Annotated in this window: 19 protein-coding genes; 11 read left to right on the plus strand and 8 right to left on the minus strand. The window is 61.4% G+C overall.

The window, feature by feature from the left end; genetic code table 11:
• The first annotated feature begins 134 nt into the window (after nt 1-134).
• Nucleotides 135-2,828: a TIGR02302 family protein gene (locus CO657_RS18350; protein WP_054182491.1), complete on the plus strand. Its 2,694-nt coding sequence runs from the start codon at nt 135-137 to the stop codon at nt 2,826-2,828.
• Nucleotides 2,829-3,048: 220 nt separating this feature from the next.
• On the opposite strand, the gene CO657_RS18355 is transcribed toward CO657_RS18350, so the two are convergent.
• The gene (locus CO657_RS18355; RefSeq protein WP_054182490.1) at nt 3,049-3,408 is read right to left on the minus strand and encodes a response regulator; all 360 of its coding nucleotides are present in this window, start codon (nt 3,406-3,408) and stop codon (nt 3,049-3,051) included.
• 204 nt (nt 3,409-3,612) lie between these two features.
• Nucleotides 3,613-4,155 carry a hypoxanthine phosphoribosyltransferase gene (gene hpt / locus CO657_RS18360; RefSeq protein ID WP_003567049.1) on the minus strand — a complete coding sequence of 181 codons (543 nt, stop codon included), beginning with the start codon at nt 4,153-4,155 and terminating at the stop codon, nt 3,613-3,615.
• 325 nt (nt 4,156-4,480) lie between these two features.
• Here hpt and CO657_RS18365 point away from each other — a divergent pair, with 325 nt between their 5' ends.
• The 3 genes from CO657_RS18365 (at nt 4,481) to CO657_RS36795 (ending at nt 5,680) form a co-directional block, all read left to right on the plus strand.
• The gene (locus CO657_RS18365; protein WP_054182489.1) at nt 4,481-4,984 is read left to right on the plus strand and encodes a hypothetical protein; all 504 of its coding nucleotides are present in this window, start codon (nt 4,481-4,483) and stop codon (nt 4,982-4,984) included.
• Nucleotides 4,985-5,125: 141 nt separating this feature from the next.
• Nucleotides 5,126-5,368 (plus strand): hypothetical protein, encoded by a 243-nt coding sequence (locus CO657_RS18370; RefSeq protein WP_054182488.1) that lies wholly within the window; start codon nt 5,126-5,128, stop codon nt 5,366-5,368.
• Between the two features lie 138 nt (nt 5,369-5,506).
• Nucleotides 5,507-5,680: a hypothetical protein gene (locus tag CO657_RS36795; protein WP_156339778.1), complete on the plus strand. Its 174-nt coding sequence runs from the start codon at nt 5,507-5,509 to the stop codon at nt 5,678-5,680.
• Nucleotides 5,681-6,377: 697 nt separating this feature from the next.
• Here the strand turns inward: CO657_RS36795 and CO657_RS18375 are convergent.
• Nucleotides 6,378-7,028, minus strand: a complete 651-nt coding sequence (locus CO657_RS18375; RefSeq protein ID WP_054182531.1) for a hypothetical protein — start codon at nt 7,026-7,028, stop codon at nt 6,378-6,380.
• Between the two features lie 206 nt (nt 7,029-7,234).
• On the opposite strand from CO657_RS18375, the gene ftsE reads away from it, so the two are divergent.
• The 4 genes from ftsE to CO657_RS18395 all read left to right on the plus strand — a co-directional run bounded on the left by ftsE (nt 7,235) and on the right by CO657_RS18395 (nt 10,569).
• Nucleotides 7,235-7,894: a cell division ATP-binding protein FtsE gene (ftsE, locus tag CO657_RS18380; RefSeq protein ID WP_003567051.1), complete on the plus strand. Its 660-nt coding sequence runs from the start codon at nt 7,235-7,237 to the stop codon at nt 7,892-7,894.
• On the plus strand, nt 7,887-8,900 hold the full coding sequence (locus tag CO657_RS18385) for a cell division protein FtsX (RefSeq protein WP_054182487.1): 1,014 nt from the start codon (nt 7,887-7,889) through the stop codon (nt 8,898-8,900). The genes ftsE and CO657_RS18385 overlap by 8 nt, the downstream gene beginning before the upstream one ends.
• A 67-nt stretch (nt 8,901-8,967) precedes the next feature.
• Entirely contained in the window at nt 8,968-9,684 is a 717-nt protein-coding gene (locus tag CO657_RS18390) for a YdcF family protein (RefSeq protein ID WP_197283876.1), read from the plus strand.
• Between the two features lie 87 nt (nt 9,685-9,771).
• Nucleotides 9,772-10,569: a lysophospholipid acyltransferase family protein gene (locus CO657_RS18395; RefSeq protein ID WP_003589952.1), complete on the plus strand. Its 798-nt coding sequence runs from the start codon at nt 9,772-9,774 to the stop codon at nt 10,567-10,569.
• A 2-nt stretch (nt 10,570-10,571) separates the two neighbouring features.
• Here the strand turns inward: CO657_RS18395 and CO657_RS18400 are convergent, their stop codons facing one another.
• Entirely contained in the window at nt 10,572-11,102 is a 531-nt protein-coding gene (locus tag CO657_RS18400; RefSeq protein WP_012559129.1) for a gamma-glutamylcyclotransferase, read from the minus strand.
• A 50-nt stretch (nt 11,103-11,152) separates the two neighbouring features.
• Between CO657_RS18400 and CO657_RS18405 the strand changes: the two genes are divergently transcribed.
• Nucleotides 11,153-12,169 (plus strand): DUF2125 domain-containing protein, encoded by a 1,017-nt coding sequence (locus tag CO657_RS18405; RefSeq protein WP_054182486.1) that lies wholly within the window; start codon nt 11,153-11,155, stop codon nt 12,167-12,169.
• Nucleotides 12,170-12,266: 97 nt separating this feature from the next.
• On the opposite strand, the gene CO657_RS18410 is transcribed toward CO657_RS18405, so the two are convergent.
• The 4 genes from CO657_RS18410 to CO657_RS18425 form a co-directional block, all read right to left on the minus strand.
• Nucleotides 12,267-12,686 carry a GNAT family N-acetyltransferase gene (locus CO657_RS18410; RefSeq protein ID WP_054182485.1) on the minus strand — a complete coding sequence of 140 codons (420 nt, stop codon included), beginning with the start codon at nt 12,684-12,686 and terminating at the stop codon, nt 12,267-12,269.
• A gap of 2 nt (nt 12,687-12,688) precedes the next feature.
• A complete protein-coding gene (locus tag CO657_RS18415) occupies nt 12,689-13,615 on the minus strand; it encodes a prephenate/arogenate dehydrogenase family protein (RefSeq protein WP_054182484.1) in 927 nt (308 codons plus the stop codon).
• Complete coding sequence (gene hisC / locus CO657_RS18420; protein ID WP_197283875.1) at nt 13,612-14,709, minus strand: histidinol-phosphate transaminase; 1,098 nt, start codon at nt 14,707-14,709, stop codon at nt 13,612-13,614. The genes CO657_RS18415 and hisC overlap by 4 nt, the downstream gene beginning before the upstream one ends.
• 90 nt (nt 14,710-14,799) lie before the next feature.
• A complete protein-coding gene (locus CO657_RS18425; protein ID WP_003589943.1) occupies nt 14,800-15,576 on the minus strand; it encodes a class I SAM-dependent methyltransferase in 777 nt (258 codons plus the stop codon).
• Between the two features lie 53 nt (nt 15,577-15,629).
• Between CO657_RS18425 and gloB the strand changes: the two genes are divergently transcribed.
• Together gloB and CO657_RS18435 are read left to right on the plus strand one after the other, a co-directional pair.
• Complete coding sequence (gene gloB, locus CO657_RS18430) at nt 15,630-16,400, plus strand: hydroxyacylglutathione hydrolase (RefSeq protein WP_054182529.1); 771 nt, start codon at nt 15,630-15,632, stop codon at nt 16,398-16,400.
• Nucleotides 16,400-16,822, plus strand: a complete 423-nt coding sequence (locus CO657_RS18435) for a cupin domain-containing protein (RefSeq protein WP_054182482.1) — start codon at nt 16,400-16,402, stop codon at nt 16,820-16,822. The genes gloB and CO657_RS18435 overlap by 1 nt, the downstream gene beginning before the upstream one ends.

Consider the following 16,822-nt stretch of genomic DNA (forward strand, 5'->3'; position numbering starts at 1 on the left):
AAAGCCGGTATTGCCGGCCGCTCGCCCTCGCCTTCGCCACAAAGAGTGTTATCCTTGTCAGTCATGAGCGTATTGCCCTGCAATCGCCGGAAGCGCCCTCTGTTCCAGAACGCCAGATCGCGGAGACCGGACCGATGACAAGCCCCTCAAGGCAGAGGAAAGGTGCGTTTGCGCTCCGCCCCTCGCTTGCCCGGCTGGTGACGACAAAACGCCTGCTGGCGCGCGTGGTGCTGTTTTTCGAGCAGTTGCTTCCGCCCTTGATGCCGGTTCTGGCGGTCATCGCCTTTTATTTCGCAGCCTCCTGGTTCGGCCTCTTCCGCAGTGTGCCGGACTGGCTGCGCATCCTGCTGCTGATCGCCTTTGTCGCCGCTTTTCTCGTCTCGCTGCTGCCCTTGCGCAATCTGCGCTGGCCCGGCGTCGCCGAAGCCGACCGCATGCTGGAAGAGCGCAACGGCCTGCCGCACCAGCCGGTGACCGTCCAGGAAGACGAGCCGGCTTTCGATACGCCCTTCGCCCGGGCGCTCTGGCGCGAGCACCAGACCCGCATGGCCGAAAAGATCGCAGCCCTCGATGCAGGACTGCCGCGGCCGGATATCGCCGCGCATGACCGTTTTGCGCTGCGCGCCGTGCCGGCGCTGCTGCTGGTCACCGCCTTTGCCTATTCGCTGTCGATCAACGGCGGCTCGCTCGGTGACGCGTTTCAGTCAGCGCCCGAGCAGGTGGTCGTCGATCCGGCGGTGCGCATCGACGCCTGGGTGACGCCGCCCTCCTATACCGGCCGCGCCCCGGTCTACTTGACCGCTGACGGCAGCGAGCAGGCGCCGATCGGCATTCCGCAGTTTTCGGGCCTCACCGTTCGTGTCAGCGGCGGAAAGACCGCCGAAAAGGTCGTGTTCCGCAAGGCGAACGGCCAGGCGCAGGATATCGCCGTGCAGGCGGATACCAAGCCGCAGCAGGCGGCGTCAGGCAGCGAACAGCCGAAGACGGCCCCGACCAGCCAGGCATCCACCGGCCAAGCTCCCGCTGACCAGGCCGCCACCAACCAGGCACTTGTGGCGCAGACGCATGTGATGAAGCTCGAAGAAAATGGCGCCCTCGAAGTCAACGGCCGCCGCTGGAGCTTCGATGTCCTCCCCGACAAGGCGCCGGAGATCGCCTTCGACGGTTTGCCGAAGCCCAGCGTCAACGGCGCGCTTGAAATCGGCTTTACCGTCAAGGACGATTACGGCGTCCAGGAAGCCCATGCGGAGATCGTTCCTCTGGAAAACGATCCGACGGCGACGCCGCTCTATCCGCTGCCGGAATACCGGCTGGATATTCCCCGCCGCAACGCCCGCGACGCCAAGGGCGTGACCAGCCGCAACCTGACCGAACATCCGCTTGCCGGCAAGCGCGTGCGCGTGACACTCGTCGCCAAGGATGGCGCCGGCCAGACCGGCCGCAGCCCGCCGCATGAAATGATCCTGCCGTCGCGGCCCTTCAACGAGCCGCTTGCTGCGGCCGTCGCCGAGGAGCGGCAGGTTTTCGCGCTCGACACCCGCAAGATGCCGCAGGCGATCGCGCTGAACGAGGCGCTGACCATCCGGCCTGAGGAGACCATTCCCAAGCTCACCAATTATCTGCTGCTCGAATCCGCCTTGACGCGCATGAAGCTTGCAAAGGGTGACGAGGCACTGAAGGACACGGCCCAGTATCTCTGGGAGATCGCACTCGGCATGGAGGACGGCGATCTTTCGCTTGCCGAGCGCAAGCTGCGCGAGGCCCAGCAGAAACTTGCCGACGCATTGGACCGCAACGCGCCGGACGAGGAGATCAAGAAGCTGATGGATGAGCTGCGCAAGGCAATGCAGGACTATATGACCGAGCTTGCCCAACGCATGCAGAACGCGCCGATGCAGCCGAATCAGAACGCCCAGAACATCCTGCGCCAGCAGGATCTGGAACGGATGATGGACCAGATCGAAAATCTCGCCCGCTCCGGCAATCGCGACGCAGCCCAGCAGATGCTGTCGGAATTGCAGCGCATGATGAACAACCTGCAGGCCGGCAGGCCGCAGCGCGGCCAGCAGAGCCAGGAAAACAGCGAAGCCCGCAAACAGATCGACAAGCTCGGCGAGATCCTGCGCGACCAGCAGAAGCTGATGGAACAGACCTTCCGTCTCGATCAGCAGCTCCGGGACCGCATGCAGCGCGGCGAACCCGACATGGGCGAAAACGATCCGCTGCTCGACGAGATGAACCCTGGCGAGAACGGCGAGCCGCAGGATCAGCAGCAGGGCCAGCAAGGCAAGGATGGCCAGCAGCCCTCCGACCAGATGACCGCCGAGCAGCTGCGCGAGGCGTTGAAACAGCTGCGCGCCCAGCAGGATGCGCTCGGCAAGCAGCTCGGCGAATTGCAAAAGAGCCTCGGCGAGTTGGGCATGAAGCCCGGCCCCGGCTTCGGCCAGGCGCAACGCGAGATGGAAGGTGCGGGCCGCGAGCTCGGCCAGGGCCGCGGCCAGCCGGCCATCGAGGGCCAGGGCCGCGCGCTCGAAGCGCTTCGCCAGGGCGCCCGCGACATGATGAACCAGATGATGCAGGCCCAGCAGGGCCAGCAAGGCCAGGGTCCGAACGGCCAGGTCGGTCAGGGGGATCAGAACGGCCGCGACCCGCTCGGCCGGCCGCGCCGCGTCCAGGGGCCGGATTTCGGCGACGATGTGAAGGTGCCCGACGAGATCGACGTTCAGCGCGCCCGGGAAATCCTCGACGCGATCCGCGAAAAGCTCGGCAACAATCCGCCGCAGGAAATGGAACGGCGCTATCTCGAACGGTTGCTGGATATTCAGTAGGTCTTACGCCGCCGTCTAGAGCATGATGCCGAAAAGTGTGAGCGGTTTTCGGGCGACATCATGCTCCAACTCTTTAATTTAGAACAGGATTCAGATTTTAGGCCAACCGGGCCTAAAATCTGAATCCTGTTCTAATCGAGCGGCGGCGCGCTAAGCCAGTGTCACGCAAAACTGTGCATGACGTCGCCCGAGACAGGCTCAGGCGTTTCCTCGTCATGCTTCAAGCGACGAGCGCTCTGGCGACCGCCTTGCGAATATCGGGAAGTGCGAAAGGTTTGGCGACAACGTCGATGATCTTTTCGGCAAGATCGTCGGCCCGTTCGCGCTGTTCGGCATAGCCGGTCATCAGCAGGATCTTCAGGCCGGGAAAGGCGTCTTTTGCCTGGTGAGCGAGTTCGATGCCGTCCATTACGGGCATGCGGATATCCGAAAGCAGCAGATCGTAGGCCCCGTCCTTCAGCTTCTCCAGCCCCTCGGCGCCATCAGCCGCTTCATCGGTCTCGTGACCGTCGAGCCTGAGCGCCCGGGCTACGAAAGACCGTAGGGAGTCCTCGTCTTCCGTAATCAGAATTCTTGCCATATGTGCATTGCTCCGTCTTCAGCCCACGACGGAAATCACCAGACTTTCCTTTTCGATCGGTAAAGATGCCGAAGCGATGGACGGAATGGTTAACAACCCGTCTCGACAGCATTACAGCGCCGTGCGTCTGACAAGACGCACAAAGGACGCTGTAACACTTTGAATTGCTGCACAATTTTTCCATTTAAGGAATTGTGCAGCAGCTCAGGCGTCGCCGGTGACCACACCGACGAAGGGCAGTTCGCGAAAGGCGTAAGCCACATCCATGCCGTAGCCGACGACGAAATAGTCGGGGCATTCGAAGCCGACATAATCGGCCTCCAGCTTTTCCTTGCGCTTGACGCGCTTGTCGAGCAGCACAGCGATGGTGACGTTGCGCGCGCCGCGCTCGAACAGCAGTTCCTTGGCAAAGAGCAGGGTGCGGCCGGATTCGAGGATATCGTCGATCAGCAGCACGTCGCGGCCATGGACGTCGCTGTCGATATCCTTGACGATGCGCACGCCCTGCGAGACCGTGCCGATGCCATAGCTCGACAGCGTGATGAACTCGACCTCCGGGGCAAGCCCGCTATCATGCAGGGCGCGGATCAGGTCGGCGGCGAAGATGAACGAGCCCTTGAGCACGGCGATGACGAGCAGGTCCTTGGTCGGCCCGTTGGCGATCTCCCGCGCCATCGAATGATTGCGCTCGGCGATCTGCTCGGCAGTGAAGAGCGGCTCGATATTTTTTCCGCGCACGACAGGCATAAGGGCTTGCTCCATGAAAAGAAGGGTAAGCCGTTAGCACATATGCGCGCTTGAAACAGCCTCGCACGTTATGAAATTAACGTGGAATTGGCGTCAAATGCCGCCAATCCCGCTTTCGACCAATCGCGGAGATGATCGATCCGGCTTCTTGCACCGGTAAGGCCCTATTAAACGCGAACGACGCGATTGCGCCAACATCGTAGGCTCCGTGTGATCCGACAAGCATCACTTTGCCAGCTCTAGATCCTTGGAAGCAATTGCAACCTGCTGAGAAGGCACTATCGTCAAACGCGGAAGTTGAATCAGCTCGGGACAGGAACCAGTTGTGGCGAATTGCACGCATCCGGAATTTACTGAAGACCGCAGCCGGGAGCAGCGACTTTCCGTCCTGCTTCCCGGTGACATATTTCATGCCGACGACGACGAACGGTGCATTCCATTGACCTGTATCGTGGTCGGGCTGGATGACGATACGATTTTCGCACGCAGATTAACGACGCAGGAAAACCTGACTTTTGACCGCAGGACAGGAGAGATCTCGGGGAGCGATGCGGGATATCGAGGTGCCATTACTTCTATAGAACCACTTCCGGCCGACAATCACGCGACCCTGATAGGGCTGGATCGTCGATACCGTTTGGCGAGCAGGAGCACCGACAACACGAAGCTGACGCAGGCAGAGAAGGACACGTTGCTATTCCTTCCCGGCCATTACGAGAGCCATCCCATCGACGAACGCACGCCGGCTTACGAGCGATCCGAACCAACCACATCGGTTGACCTCATTCTGAAGACTTTCGAGACCGGTTTCAGTCAGCCAGACCGTTGAGAAGCTGGCGCTCCCGACCGGTCAACAGATTGACCAACAAATGGCCGCGGTGCCAACTCTCCTCCCGGATACGGACAAACAAACTCTGGTGAGACTACGTGAAGTCATTCTGGATAAAATGCTGCACAAAGGAGGAATCAAATGACCTCACCGGTCTTCAACATTTTAAAGCTACTTGATGAGGCTGGGATAAAATACCTCATCAGCAGGTATCGCGCCGAGACAATCGATATTCACGCAACACTGGTCGGCGAGCGAATTGAGATATCAGTTTTCGAGGACGATCACGTGGAAATTTCCCGTTTCTTCGGAGATGAAAACGTTCTGAACGGCGACATCTTGTCCGACATTATCGCTGGATACGTTGGAGAAACCGAACAGTAGGAGTGGCACACGGCGACCGGCAAATGAGTTTTAACTATGGAATGAGCAACTCGATCGCAACCGGAAAGACCCGGCCGAAGCATCGAGAATTGGCGGATGGCTTACGAGGCCGTCGGCCGGTACTCGTAAGGGGACGTGATGGACGTCAGCTATTACCTCATCACGGAGCATGGTCGGTCGAAGATGACTGCGAAATCCGACGACGCTGCGGTTTCGGAAGCGGAAGCCTATCGGGAACGCTATCCCGGATCAGATCTGCGTCGGATCGTGAAGGAGACGAAAGAAACCCTTCAATCGTTTGATAGGAATTAGGCCCCGCTTCGGGGCTTTTTCTGTCTTGAGAACAAGATCCACGCTCCCCACACGATTAATACTTCCCCTGAATCGAAGCTCAGAGATCCTGACGCGCCAAGTCAGTAAGAGCAAAGTCCCGCAGATGATGAGGAGAGGTGCGATCACAAAACCGAACACCTCCAACAACGTCCACGAGCCTCCGGCGGAACCAAGTTCCATTGGAAACTCCTGCTCGAGCCTATGGCTCGGTGACTGTTGAAGGTATCGATCTCGCTTAAAGTGGCACGGACGGTGGCCGGGTGAACTAGATTGTGAGTACGTCCATGCTACCAGTTGTACTAAGCGGAGCAACACCGAAGATAGTAGACCATGAAGCCACTCCTATCCTGACCCCGACCAGATCGTTAGGATAAGGCCGACGGCCGATGTTTTGATCCATCGGGTGTTCGTCAGTGTCGTGACGAGTCAAAGTGTGACTCTGCTTCAATAGGGCGGACAATAATTGGTCGGTCACCGCTGTCAAGATGGTTAAGAAATTTTTCTGTCCGTAGAGCGTCATCGCGCTCGATCAGGTGCCGGCACGATTCCGTAGGTCCGCAGATCAGCGGACAGGGGAGGCCGGCTTAGGCCATACACGGGGCAGTTGGCCAACGTCATCAGGATCGAAGCCGTTGATCTGGTTCGAATTTCAATTTCGTCCAGCTTCCAGTGCGCTCTACGGCAGGAAGGACAGCCTGACTTCCGGCAGTTTTCCACCGGCATGCTGGACTCGTGCCGAGAAGCCGCGGCTCTGGCCGCCATAGATGACATCGGAGGGCGGATTGATGACGATGCTTGCAGTCAGTCGCTCGTCGGTCACCAGATCGGCGCGGATCGGATGCACCGTCTGCGTCGTGCCGCTGTCGTTTTCGATGATGCCGTTGATGACGAGCACCCGCATGCCGTTCGCGTCGCGCGGCGCTACCGTCACATGGGTGAAATGCAGCGGCGCTCCGGAATAGGCCGGCTCGGCGAAAAAGCCGGAAAAGCCGCCCGCAAGCCCGAAGACGAGCACGGCGAGGGCCAGCACCAGGCCTGCGAAGCTCCGCATCGACGCCCGCTGCAGGAAAGTTTCCACCTCGCGCAGAACAGTTGCCATCGCCGGTTTCTGCGGCGGCTGCGCTGCCCGTGCTTGCGCCGCGCGCTTGCGGTTGTCGTTGTAGGTCCTTGCGGTAAATTCCTTCGGTCGGACTTTGCCGAGCGTAACGAATTCGGCGTCGGAAATATCGGCGGGACGCGCGGCCCGGTACTGGCGGGCTGCAGGTTCCGGCGGCAGGAAATCATAGGCCTGGCCCGGCGTCCAGCGGCTGAAGAAGGATGCTTCCATGGTGGCTGCCTCGCAGATGTCCACATGGTTTCGCTGCCAGGGGCAATCTTGGCATTGAAACGAATCCTGCTCAGTCGTAAATTTTAATGGTTAATGCTTCGCAAAGATCGCCATCAAACGGGCGTCTTTCCGGCAAAATTTACCGGCTGTTAACGGTGTTGGTTAACAAGTCACGCGGTGAAACCCACAACAGACTGAGCTGCCCGTTGATCCACTTCGAGAATGTCGGTTTGCGCTATGGCATGGGCCCGGAAATCCTCCGGGACCTGACCTTCGACATTCCGAAGAAATCCTTTCAGTTCCTGACGGGCCCATCGGGCGCCGGCAAGACGTCGTTGCTGCGGCTGCTCTTCATGTCGCTGCAGCCGACGCGCGGCCTGATCCGCATGTTCGGGCGCGACATTTCCGAAATCCCCCGCCCCGAACTGCCGCTGCTGCGCCGCCGCGTCGGCATCGTCTTCCAGGATTTCCGTCTGCTCGATCACCTGACCACCTATGAGAATGTCGCCTTGCCCTTACGTGTGCGCGGCAAGGATGAGAGCTCCTACAAGACCGACGTCCTGGAATTGTTGAAATGGGTCGGCCTCGGCGAACGCATCAATGTGCTGCCGCCGGTGCTCTCCGGCGGTGAGAAGCAGCGCGCCGCGATCGCCCGGGCGCTGATGGACCGGCCGGAAGTGCTGCTTGCCGACGAACCCACCGGCAATGTCGACCCGCCGATGGCCAAGCGCCTGCTCAATCTTTTCCTCGAACTGAACCGCCTCGGCACCGCCGTTGTGATCGCCACGCATGACCTGGCGCTGATGGAACAGGTGGAAGCCCGCCGCATGATCCTCTCGGGGGGGCATCTCGATATCTATGACTGAGCCCCCATCCAGAAACCCGGACAAGGCGCCGGCCAAGAATGAGCAGAAGCGGCCGGAAATGCGCGTGCGTCCGACCGCGCCGATCCTGCCGCCGTCCAACATCCAGGGCAGCGCCTTGATGGTGGTGATTTCGATCATGGCCTTTCTTGCCTGCCTGACGCTTGGCGGCGTCAGCATGGTGCGCTCGACGGCGGCAAGCTGGGAGAGCCAGATCTCCCGCGAGATCACCATCCAGATCAAGCCGGACGACAATCTCGACATGGAAAAGGCGCTGACCCAGGCGCGCGACCTGGCGCTGACCTTCGTCGGCACCAAGAGCGGCCAGATCGTCGACGAGGCGGCGACCGCCCGCCTGCTAGAACCCTGGCTCGGCCCCGGTCTCGATCTCAAGGATCTGCCCGTTCCCCGCCTCGTCATCATCACCATCGACGAGAGCAATCCGCCGGATTTCGATTCCATGCGGGCGCTGCTGAAAGACAGTATCCCGCAGGCCACCCTCGACGATCACCGGACCTGGGTCGATCGGCTGGTGTCCATGGCGCATACGACCGTCATGATCGGCACCGGCATCCTGCTCCTGGTCTTCTCGGCGATGGTGCTGACCGTTGTCTTCGCCACGCGCGGCGCGCTGTCGGGCAACCGCCACATCGTCGAAGTGCTGCACTTCGTCGGCGCCGAAAGCTCCTTCGTCGCCACCGAATTCCAGAAGCATTTCCTGAAGATCAGCCTCAAGGGCTCGGCGATCGGCAGCGCCCTTGCCGCTCTGTTCTTCGCCACCGCCGGCTTCTGGCAGAGCCGCACGCTGGCCACCCCCGAAACGGATCAGGCGACCGCGCTGTTCGGCACCTTCTCCGTCGGCGTGCTTGGTTATGCCGGCATCTTCGCAACGATGATCGTCATCGCGCTTCTGACCACCTTCACGGCGCGCCTGACCGTCATGCGGACGATCTATGAAATCGATACATTGCGCTCGGACCCGACACGCACCGACGGCATTGCGAGTTGATCGTGACCATGCCGTTTTGTGATGAAAGCGTCTGTTCCGCGCCGCAATCAGCGTATAGTCACGATTCATGACGATGGGAGATACGACACCCAACCCGATTCATCAGGACCCGGGGCTTGACCGCCCGGTGGTTTTGCCGCCGCGGCGCGGGCTGATCCGCCGCCTGTTGCGCTGGGGCGGTTTTGCCTGCGTGTTGGCGATCGCGCTGGTGTTCGGCGGTTTCCTGCGTTTTGCCGATTCCGTCACGACGCTGAAGCCCCCGGCCGAGCCGAAGGCCGATGCGATCGTCGTGCTGACGGGGGGCTACCAGCGCATCGACCAGGCCGTCGAGCTGCTGCAGAAGGGTGCTGGCAAACGGCTGCTGATCTCCGGCGTCCATCCGACCACGACGCCGAGGCAAATCCGCAGGATGACCCAGGGTTCGGCCGATCTCTTCTCCTGCTGCGTCGATATCGGTCACGACGCCATAGACACCATCGGCAATGCCGAGGAAGCCTCCAACTGGATCCATGCCAACGGCTACAGGAGCGTCATCGTCGTCACCAACAACTACCACATGCCGCGAAGCCTCGCCGAGCTCTCCTATGTCGATCCGGATATCGAGTTCATTCCCTATCCCGTCGTCAACTCGGATCTGAAGACCCGCAACTGGTTCACCGATCCGAACGCGATGCGTGTCATGCTCGCCGAATATGTGAAAGTGCTGCTGGCCGGCGCCCGCAACATCACCGGCTTCGGTCGCCACACCGGGCTGCGCTCGGCAAGCGTGTCCGCCGCAGACTGAGCTTTTGCATTAACCCATCATCAAACGCTTTTTATGGCGGGCAATATCGTGTAGGCCGTTCGCGTGAGCATGCCTCGGGAAAGTTTCATGATCGCCCTGCGTTCCGTCCTCTTCAACACGATCTTCTACGCCAACCTCATCATCCGGATGATCGTGCTCTCGCCATATTATTTCCTGGCGCCGCGCCTGACCGCCTATGCGATCCCGAAGAACTGGGCGCGCTCCAACCACTGGCTGATGCGGGTGATCGTCGGCACCACCTTCGAGATCGAGGGTCTGGAGAACCTGCCTGACGGCAGCTACATCCTGGCGCCGAAGCACCAGTCCTTCTGGGATACCTATGCCCTGCTGCCCTGGCTGAAAGACCCGGTCTACATTCTGAAGCGCGAGCTGATGTGGATTCCGCTGTTCGGCTGGTATGCCAAGAAGCAGCGGGTGATCCCCGTCGATCGCGGCGCCCGCGGCAAGGTGATGGTGGAGGTGTTGAAGCGCACGAAGGAAGAGCTTTCGACCGGCCGCCAGCTGATCATCTATCCCGAGGGCACCCGCCGTCCACCGGGCGCCGAGCCGGTCTATAAATACGGCATCGCCCGCATGTACCGCGATCTCGCCATTCCCGTGGTGCCGATCGTCATGCATCCCGGCCTGTTCTGGCCGCGCCGGAGCATTCGTCGTTATCCCGGCCATTTCAAGGTGAGAATCCTGCCGCCGATCATGCCGGGAATGGACCCGGACGCGTTTTTCGCCCATCTGATCGAAGTATCGGAGCGGGCAAGCGACGAGCTTCTGCTCGAAACCGTGGAACGCAATCCGCATGTGCCACTGCCGCCGACGGCGGTCGAAAGACTGGCGGAGCTTCGTAAGCTGAAGGCGGCGACCGCCTGACGTCACGCGGCGCGCAGCCGCTCCACTTCGTCGACGACCTGCTCAAGCCAATGGTCGCGAATGCCCATCTGCTTCAGATGCATTGCCGTGTTGAAGACATAGGCATCATTCGGGCCCGACTGGCCCTGGGCCTCGTTCACCACGCGCGCCGCCTCTAGTGCATCAAGCGTACCGGCATATTGCTCATGGTCGCGATCGGCAATGTAGGTAACCGCCTCCACCCTACGGCCTCCCGCAAATTGGAGCCGCACCCGGCGCTCCAGATAGACATTGGTCACCAGCTCGCGGGCGCGGAGATAATCGATCACCTCATCCCATTTTTCCGGGGAAATGCGGAAAGCCATGCCGCGGCAGGCCCCGCCCCTGTCGAGTCCGAGAACCAGGCCGGGATTGTCGCGCGTGCCGCGATGGACGAAGGAACGGACGCAGAGCGAGCGCCTGTAGCCGTAGATCAGAGCCTCTGCCCGCTCCATGAACTCGAAGCCCGGATTCCACATCAGCGAGCCGTAGCCAAATACCCAAAATTCGTCCATATCGCACGCCAGACCGGAATCACATTTGCGATTCACCATTGGAGAACATCATGGCAGCGTCAAGCCAATCCGGTAGCAGCCAATCCGGCAGCGGTAAGAAATTCTGGCTGCTGGGCGGCGGCATCCTCCTGGTGATCGCGCTTTATACCGGCGGCTGGTTCTATGCCGCCTCGGCGTTGAAGACCACAGTGCTGAAAGCGATCGCGCCGCGCGATCAGGCAGGCGTCAGCGGCGAATGCTCCGATATCGAATTCCGCGGCTATCCTTTCCGTATCGGCCTGTTCTGCTCGAAGATCGATGTCGACGACACTGCCAACGGCGTCTCGGCCACCTTCGGCGCCTTGCGTTCGGCAGCCCAGGTCTATGCGCCCGGCAATATCGTCTGGGAACTCGATTCGCCGGCTGAAATCCGCACCAGCAACGGCCTTTCGATCTCGGCCCAATGGGCAAACCTGCAGGCAAGTCTGGCGACCAAACTGCAGGGCATCAATCGCAGCTCGACCGTCATCGAGGGCCTGAAGGCGACGGCGGTTTCCTCCTATACCGGCCAGACCATCAGCTTCGATGCGGCCCGCACCGAGATCCATCTGCGCCAGAACGGCGCCGATCTGGACGGCGCTATCTCCGTGCAGGATGCGAATACGGCGATCAAGGATTGGCCGCAGATCTTCCCGAAATTCTCTGCCAGCATCGATCTGACCTTGGCCGGCAAGGCCGGACTGATCGACGGCAGCGACCCGAGCGGCCTCAATGGTGCCGCCGGCGAACTGCGCCGCATCGTCGCCGACATCGGCGACGGCAAGGTGATGACCCTCACCGGTCCCTTCTCCTTCGACGAGCACGGTCTCCTCTCGGGAAACTTCAAGCTGGAGATCGAACAGCTCGGCCCCTGGGGCGACAGCCTGAAACAGGCTTTCCCGGATATCGCCCCGACCGTCAAGACGGCAACGAAGCTGCTGCAGTCGCTGGCCGGCGGCAAGGACAAGGTCTCGGTCGATCTCGTCGTCGATCGCGGCAACGCCACCGTCAGCGGCTTCATCCCGCTCGGCAGGATCCCACCGATCTAATGCATGTCGCCCGGAAGTGTGCAGCGGTTCCGGGACAACGACATGCAAAACAAAAGGCTAAAGCGCGTCGCATGAATCAAATTTGATGCGACGCGCTTTAGTCAAGTTTCTTAAGGAAGAAGATCTCCGGCACCGTCTGGATGCCGGGCAGCTCGATCGATCCGGTTTCGGAAAAACCGTTGCGGCGATGCCAGTCCTGTGGACGGCTTTCGTCGCATTCGCTCGATGTCATCAGCAGACGCGCACCGCTCTCACGCATCTCACCTTCCCAGGCACGATAAAGCGCCGTACCGACACCGGACCGGCGATGGCCTTCCTGCACACGGATCATTTCCAGATAAGGAATCCTGCCCCAGAAGCGGGAAAACCGCAGGAAGCCGACAATCTCACCTTGTTCGCGGGCGATGAAGTATTCGCCGAGATCGATACAGCGCAAGACCCACTGTTTGCCCACATGATCGTCCTCGCGAAACAGCCAGTCCTTGTCCGTCAGGCCGGGCTTCGCGATTTCCACCATCGCTATTTCTTTTCCAGTGGATGCGGCCGGCCGAAATCGGGTGCATCCACATCCTGGCCTGCCTGAACGATCGAGCGGCGGATGGCGCGGGTGCGGGTGAAAAGCTCGAAAATCTTGTCGCCTTCGCCCCAGCGGATCGCGCGCTGCAAATAGGCGAGATCTTCCGAGAAACGCGCCAGCATTTCCAGGATCGCATCGCGATTGTGCAGGCAGACATCGCGCCACATGGTCGGGTCCGATGCCGCAAGGCGGGTGAAATCGCGAAATCCGGAGGCGGAATACTTGATGACTTCCGATTCCGTCACGGTCTCCAGATCGTCGGCGGTGCCGACAATATTGTAGGCGATGAGATGCGGCAGATGAGAGACGATCGCCAGCACCTTGTCGTGATGCTGCGCATCCATTTCATCGACCTTCGAGCCGAGCGCTTCCCAGAAGCTGCGCAGCCGTTTCAGCGCCGTCTCGTCGGTGCCTGCGACCGGCGTGAAGATACACCAGCGGCTTTCGAAAAGACCGGGAAAGCCGGCATCCGGGCCGGATTTTTCGGTGCCGGCCAGTGGATGGCCGGGGATGAAATGCACACCGGCTGGAATATGCGGCTGCATCTGCGCGATCACCGAAGCCTTGGTGGAGCCGACATCGGTGACGATGGCCCCGGGCTTCAGGCTTGCCGCGATCTCTTTCGCCACACTTTCCGAAGCGCCGACCGGTACCGAGACGATCACCAGATCGGCACCCTCGACCGCATTCGCCGAAGAGGTCGTGTAGCGGTCACCGAGGCCGAGCTCTTCGGCACGCTTCAGCGTATCGGCGCTGCGTGTGGCAACGACGATCTCTCTTGCAAGGCCGAGCCGCCGGATGTCGTGGGCAAGCGAAGAGCCGATCAGACCGATGCCGATCAGCGCGATACGATCGAACTGCACGTTCATGCCTTATGTCCCATGAATTCAGTGAGGGCGGCGATGACGCCGCGATTGGCCTCTTCAGGGCCGATGCTCATGCGCAGCGCATTGGAAAAGCCGTAGCTGCGCACCGCGCGCAGGATGAAGCCCCGGCTCGTCAGCAGATCGTCGGCATCGGCGGCGCGCTTGCCGTCGATCTCGGGGAAATGGATGAGGACGAAATTGGCGACCGACGGCGTCACCTTCAGGCCGATCGCTTCGAGTGCCTGGGTGAGCGTCTCCACCCACATCTGATTGAACGAGACGGCCTGCTGGACGAAGGCCTGGTCGCGGATGGCCGCGGCCCCGGCGGCGATTGCCGGCGCGTTCAGATTGAAGGGCCCGCGCACGCGGTTCACCGCGTCGACGATCTCGGCGGGCGCATACATCCAGCCGACGCGCAGCGCCGCCAGTCCGTAGGCCTTCGAGAAGGTGCGGGTCATCACCACATTGGCATTGGAGGACACGACCTCGATGCCGGCTTCATAATCGTTGCGGCGCACATATTCGGCATAGGCGGCATCGAGCACCAGGACGACATGTTTCGGCAGCCCGGTCTGCAGGCGGCGGATCTCGCTGACCGGAACATAGGTCCCTGTCGGATTGCCGGGATTGGCGATGAAGACGATCTTCGTCTTCTCCGTCACCGCCGCAAGGATCGCATCGACGTCGACGGTATGATCCTTTTCCCTGACGACGACGGGCGTGGCGCCGGCACCCTGGATCTGGATCTTGTAGACCAGGAAACCGTGCTCGGTGATGATGCCCTCGTCGCCGGCGCCGAGATAGACATGGCAGAGCAGGCCGAGCAACTCGTCGGAACCGTTGCCGCAGAGGATGTTTGCCGGGTTGAGGCCGTGCACCGCGGCGATCGCCTCGCGCAATTCCACCGCCTGCCCGTCGGGATAACGTCCCAGATGGTCGGCAGCCGCCTTGCAGGCTTCGATCGCCTTCGGGCTGGCGCCAAGCGGCGTTTCGTTGGACGAAAGCTTGTAGACGCGGGCAACCCCCGGCGCATGTTCCTTGCCCGGCACATAGGATGCGATATCGAGAATACCGGGACGCGGAACGGGCTTGCTCATCTCAACGCTCATGGGTCGACCTTGGAATTGCCGGAAATGACCACGTGGCATTAAAGCGGAATGCCGTTCTTGTCGAGAGCCGGGAGGGCGTCAGCGGTTGCGTGTGGTCGGCACGCCGTGGGGTGCCAGAACCGGCACGAAGACGCGGCGGGAGGCGCGGGCCGCGACCGGCAGCCCCTGATAGAGCCGCTTCTGCGCCTCGACGATGATGACGCCCGAAAAGGCCGGCCACAGCGTCCGCCCGATCCGTTCGAAGGCGCGGCGAAGCCGCAGAATGGTCCTGAGCTTCGAGGGTGGGAAGAACAGCGCTTCGGCCGTCGCGCCCGGCGTGAAATTCGTCTCGCGCAGCAGGGCCGTCAGCTGCCCGCGGGAATAGGGCCGGCCCGAGCCGAAGGGTGTATGTTCCATCCGCGCCCAGACGCCGCGCCGGTTCGGCACGACGATGACAAGCCGTCCGCCCGGCGCCAGCACCCGCCAGAGCTCCTTCAGCGTTTCGCGCGGGCTTTCGGCAAATTCCAGCGAATGGACCATCAGCACCCGGTCGATCGAGGAATCCGGCAGCGGCAATTCCTCGTCGAAGACCAGTGTCGTCGACGACAGCGAGCCCATCGGCCAGTTCACCGCGCCCTGCCCGGCCGGCATGAAGGCGAAGGTGCGCTCGGTGTCGGCCTGGAAGCGGTCGAGGAAGGGCACGGCATAACCGAGGCCGACCAGCCGCTCCTGCGGCAGCCGCACCCAGAGCGACGACAACGCCATGGCGATCGACTGCTCGGCAAGACGCCCGAGCTCGGAGTGGTAGAACTGGCGTAGGTCGACGATATCGGCGTGCATTGCGACAAATGTTATCAGCGGGCGGTTGGACTTCAAGGCCGGACCCTCTACATTTCCGCGAGACTCGCATGACAAGGGACTATTGCACGATGAAACCTTTGGAATTGGACGTTTTTCTCTGCCGCACCGACAATTTCGGCGTTCTCGTCCACGACCCGGAAACAGGATTTACCGCGGCGATCGACGCGCCGGAGGAGGCGCCGATCCTGGAAGCGGCGACCCGCCGCGGCTGGAAGATCACCCATATCTTTACCACCCATCACCACACCGACCATGTCGCCGCCAATCTGGCGCTGAAGGAGCAGTTCGGCTGCGAGATCATCGGCCCGATCAACGAGGCCATCGCCATTCCCGGCCTCGACCGAACGATGGCCGATGGCGACAGCTTCCTGTTCGGCGATCACACGATCAACGTCATCGAAACGCCGGGCCACACTGCCGGCCACATCTGCTATCACTTCGTCGACGACAAGCTGCTCTTTGCCGCCGACACGCTGTTTGCCCTCGGCTGCGGCCGCCTGTTCGAACGTCCCGCCGCCGACATGTGGCATTCGTTGCAGAAACTTGCCGTGCTGCCCGATGAGACCGCCATCTATTTCGGTCACGAATATACGCTCTCCAACGCCCGTTTCGCACTGACGGTCGATCCCGGCAATGAACGGCTGAAGGGCCGTGCCGCCGAGATCGAGGCCATGCGCGCCGACGGCAAGTTCACCATTCCGACGACGCTGGGGCTGGAAAAGGAAACCAACCCGTTCCTGCGCGCCGCCGATCCGGCGATCCGCCGAAATCTGCTGATGGAAGGCAAGACCAATGAGGAAGTCTTTGCCGAGATCCGCAAGCGCAAGGATAATTTCTGATGTCGCCTGGGGACATCATCCGCGAACTCGCCATGCAGCCGCATCCGGAAGGCGGCTGGTACGCCGAGACATTCCGCGACACGGCAGGCGGAGAACGCGGCCATTCGACGGCGATCTATTACCTCCTGACCAAAGGGCAGCGCTCGCACTGGCATCGCGTCCACGATGCGGTGGAGGTCTGGCATCATTACGCCGGCGCGCCACTCTCGCTGCACCGCTCTGAAGACGGAACGACAAGCGAAACGCTGACGCTCGGAACCAACCTGTCGGCCGGCGAACGGCCGCAGGCGATCGTTCCCGCCAACTGGTGGCAAGCGGCCGAAAGCCTCGGCGAGTTCACCCTTGTCGGATGCACCGTCTCACCCGGCTTCGAATTTTCGAGCTTCGAGATGGCGCCTGCAGGCTGGACGCCCGGCGGCTGA

It is taken from the genome of Rhizobium acidisoli, from assembly GCF_002531755.2.
Classification (GTDB): Bacteria; Pseudomonadota; Alphaproteobacteria; order Rhizobiales; family Rhizobiaceae; genus Rhizobium; species Rhizobium acidisoli.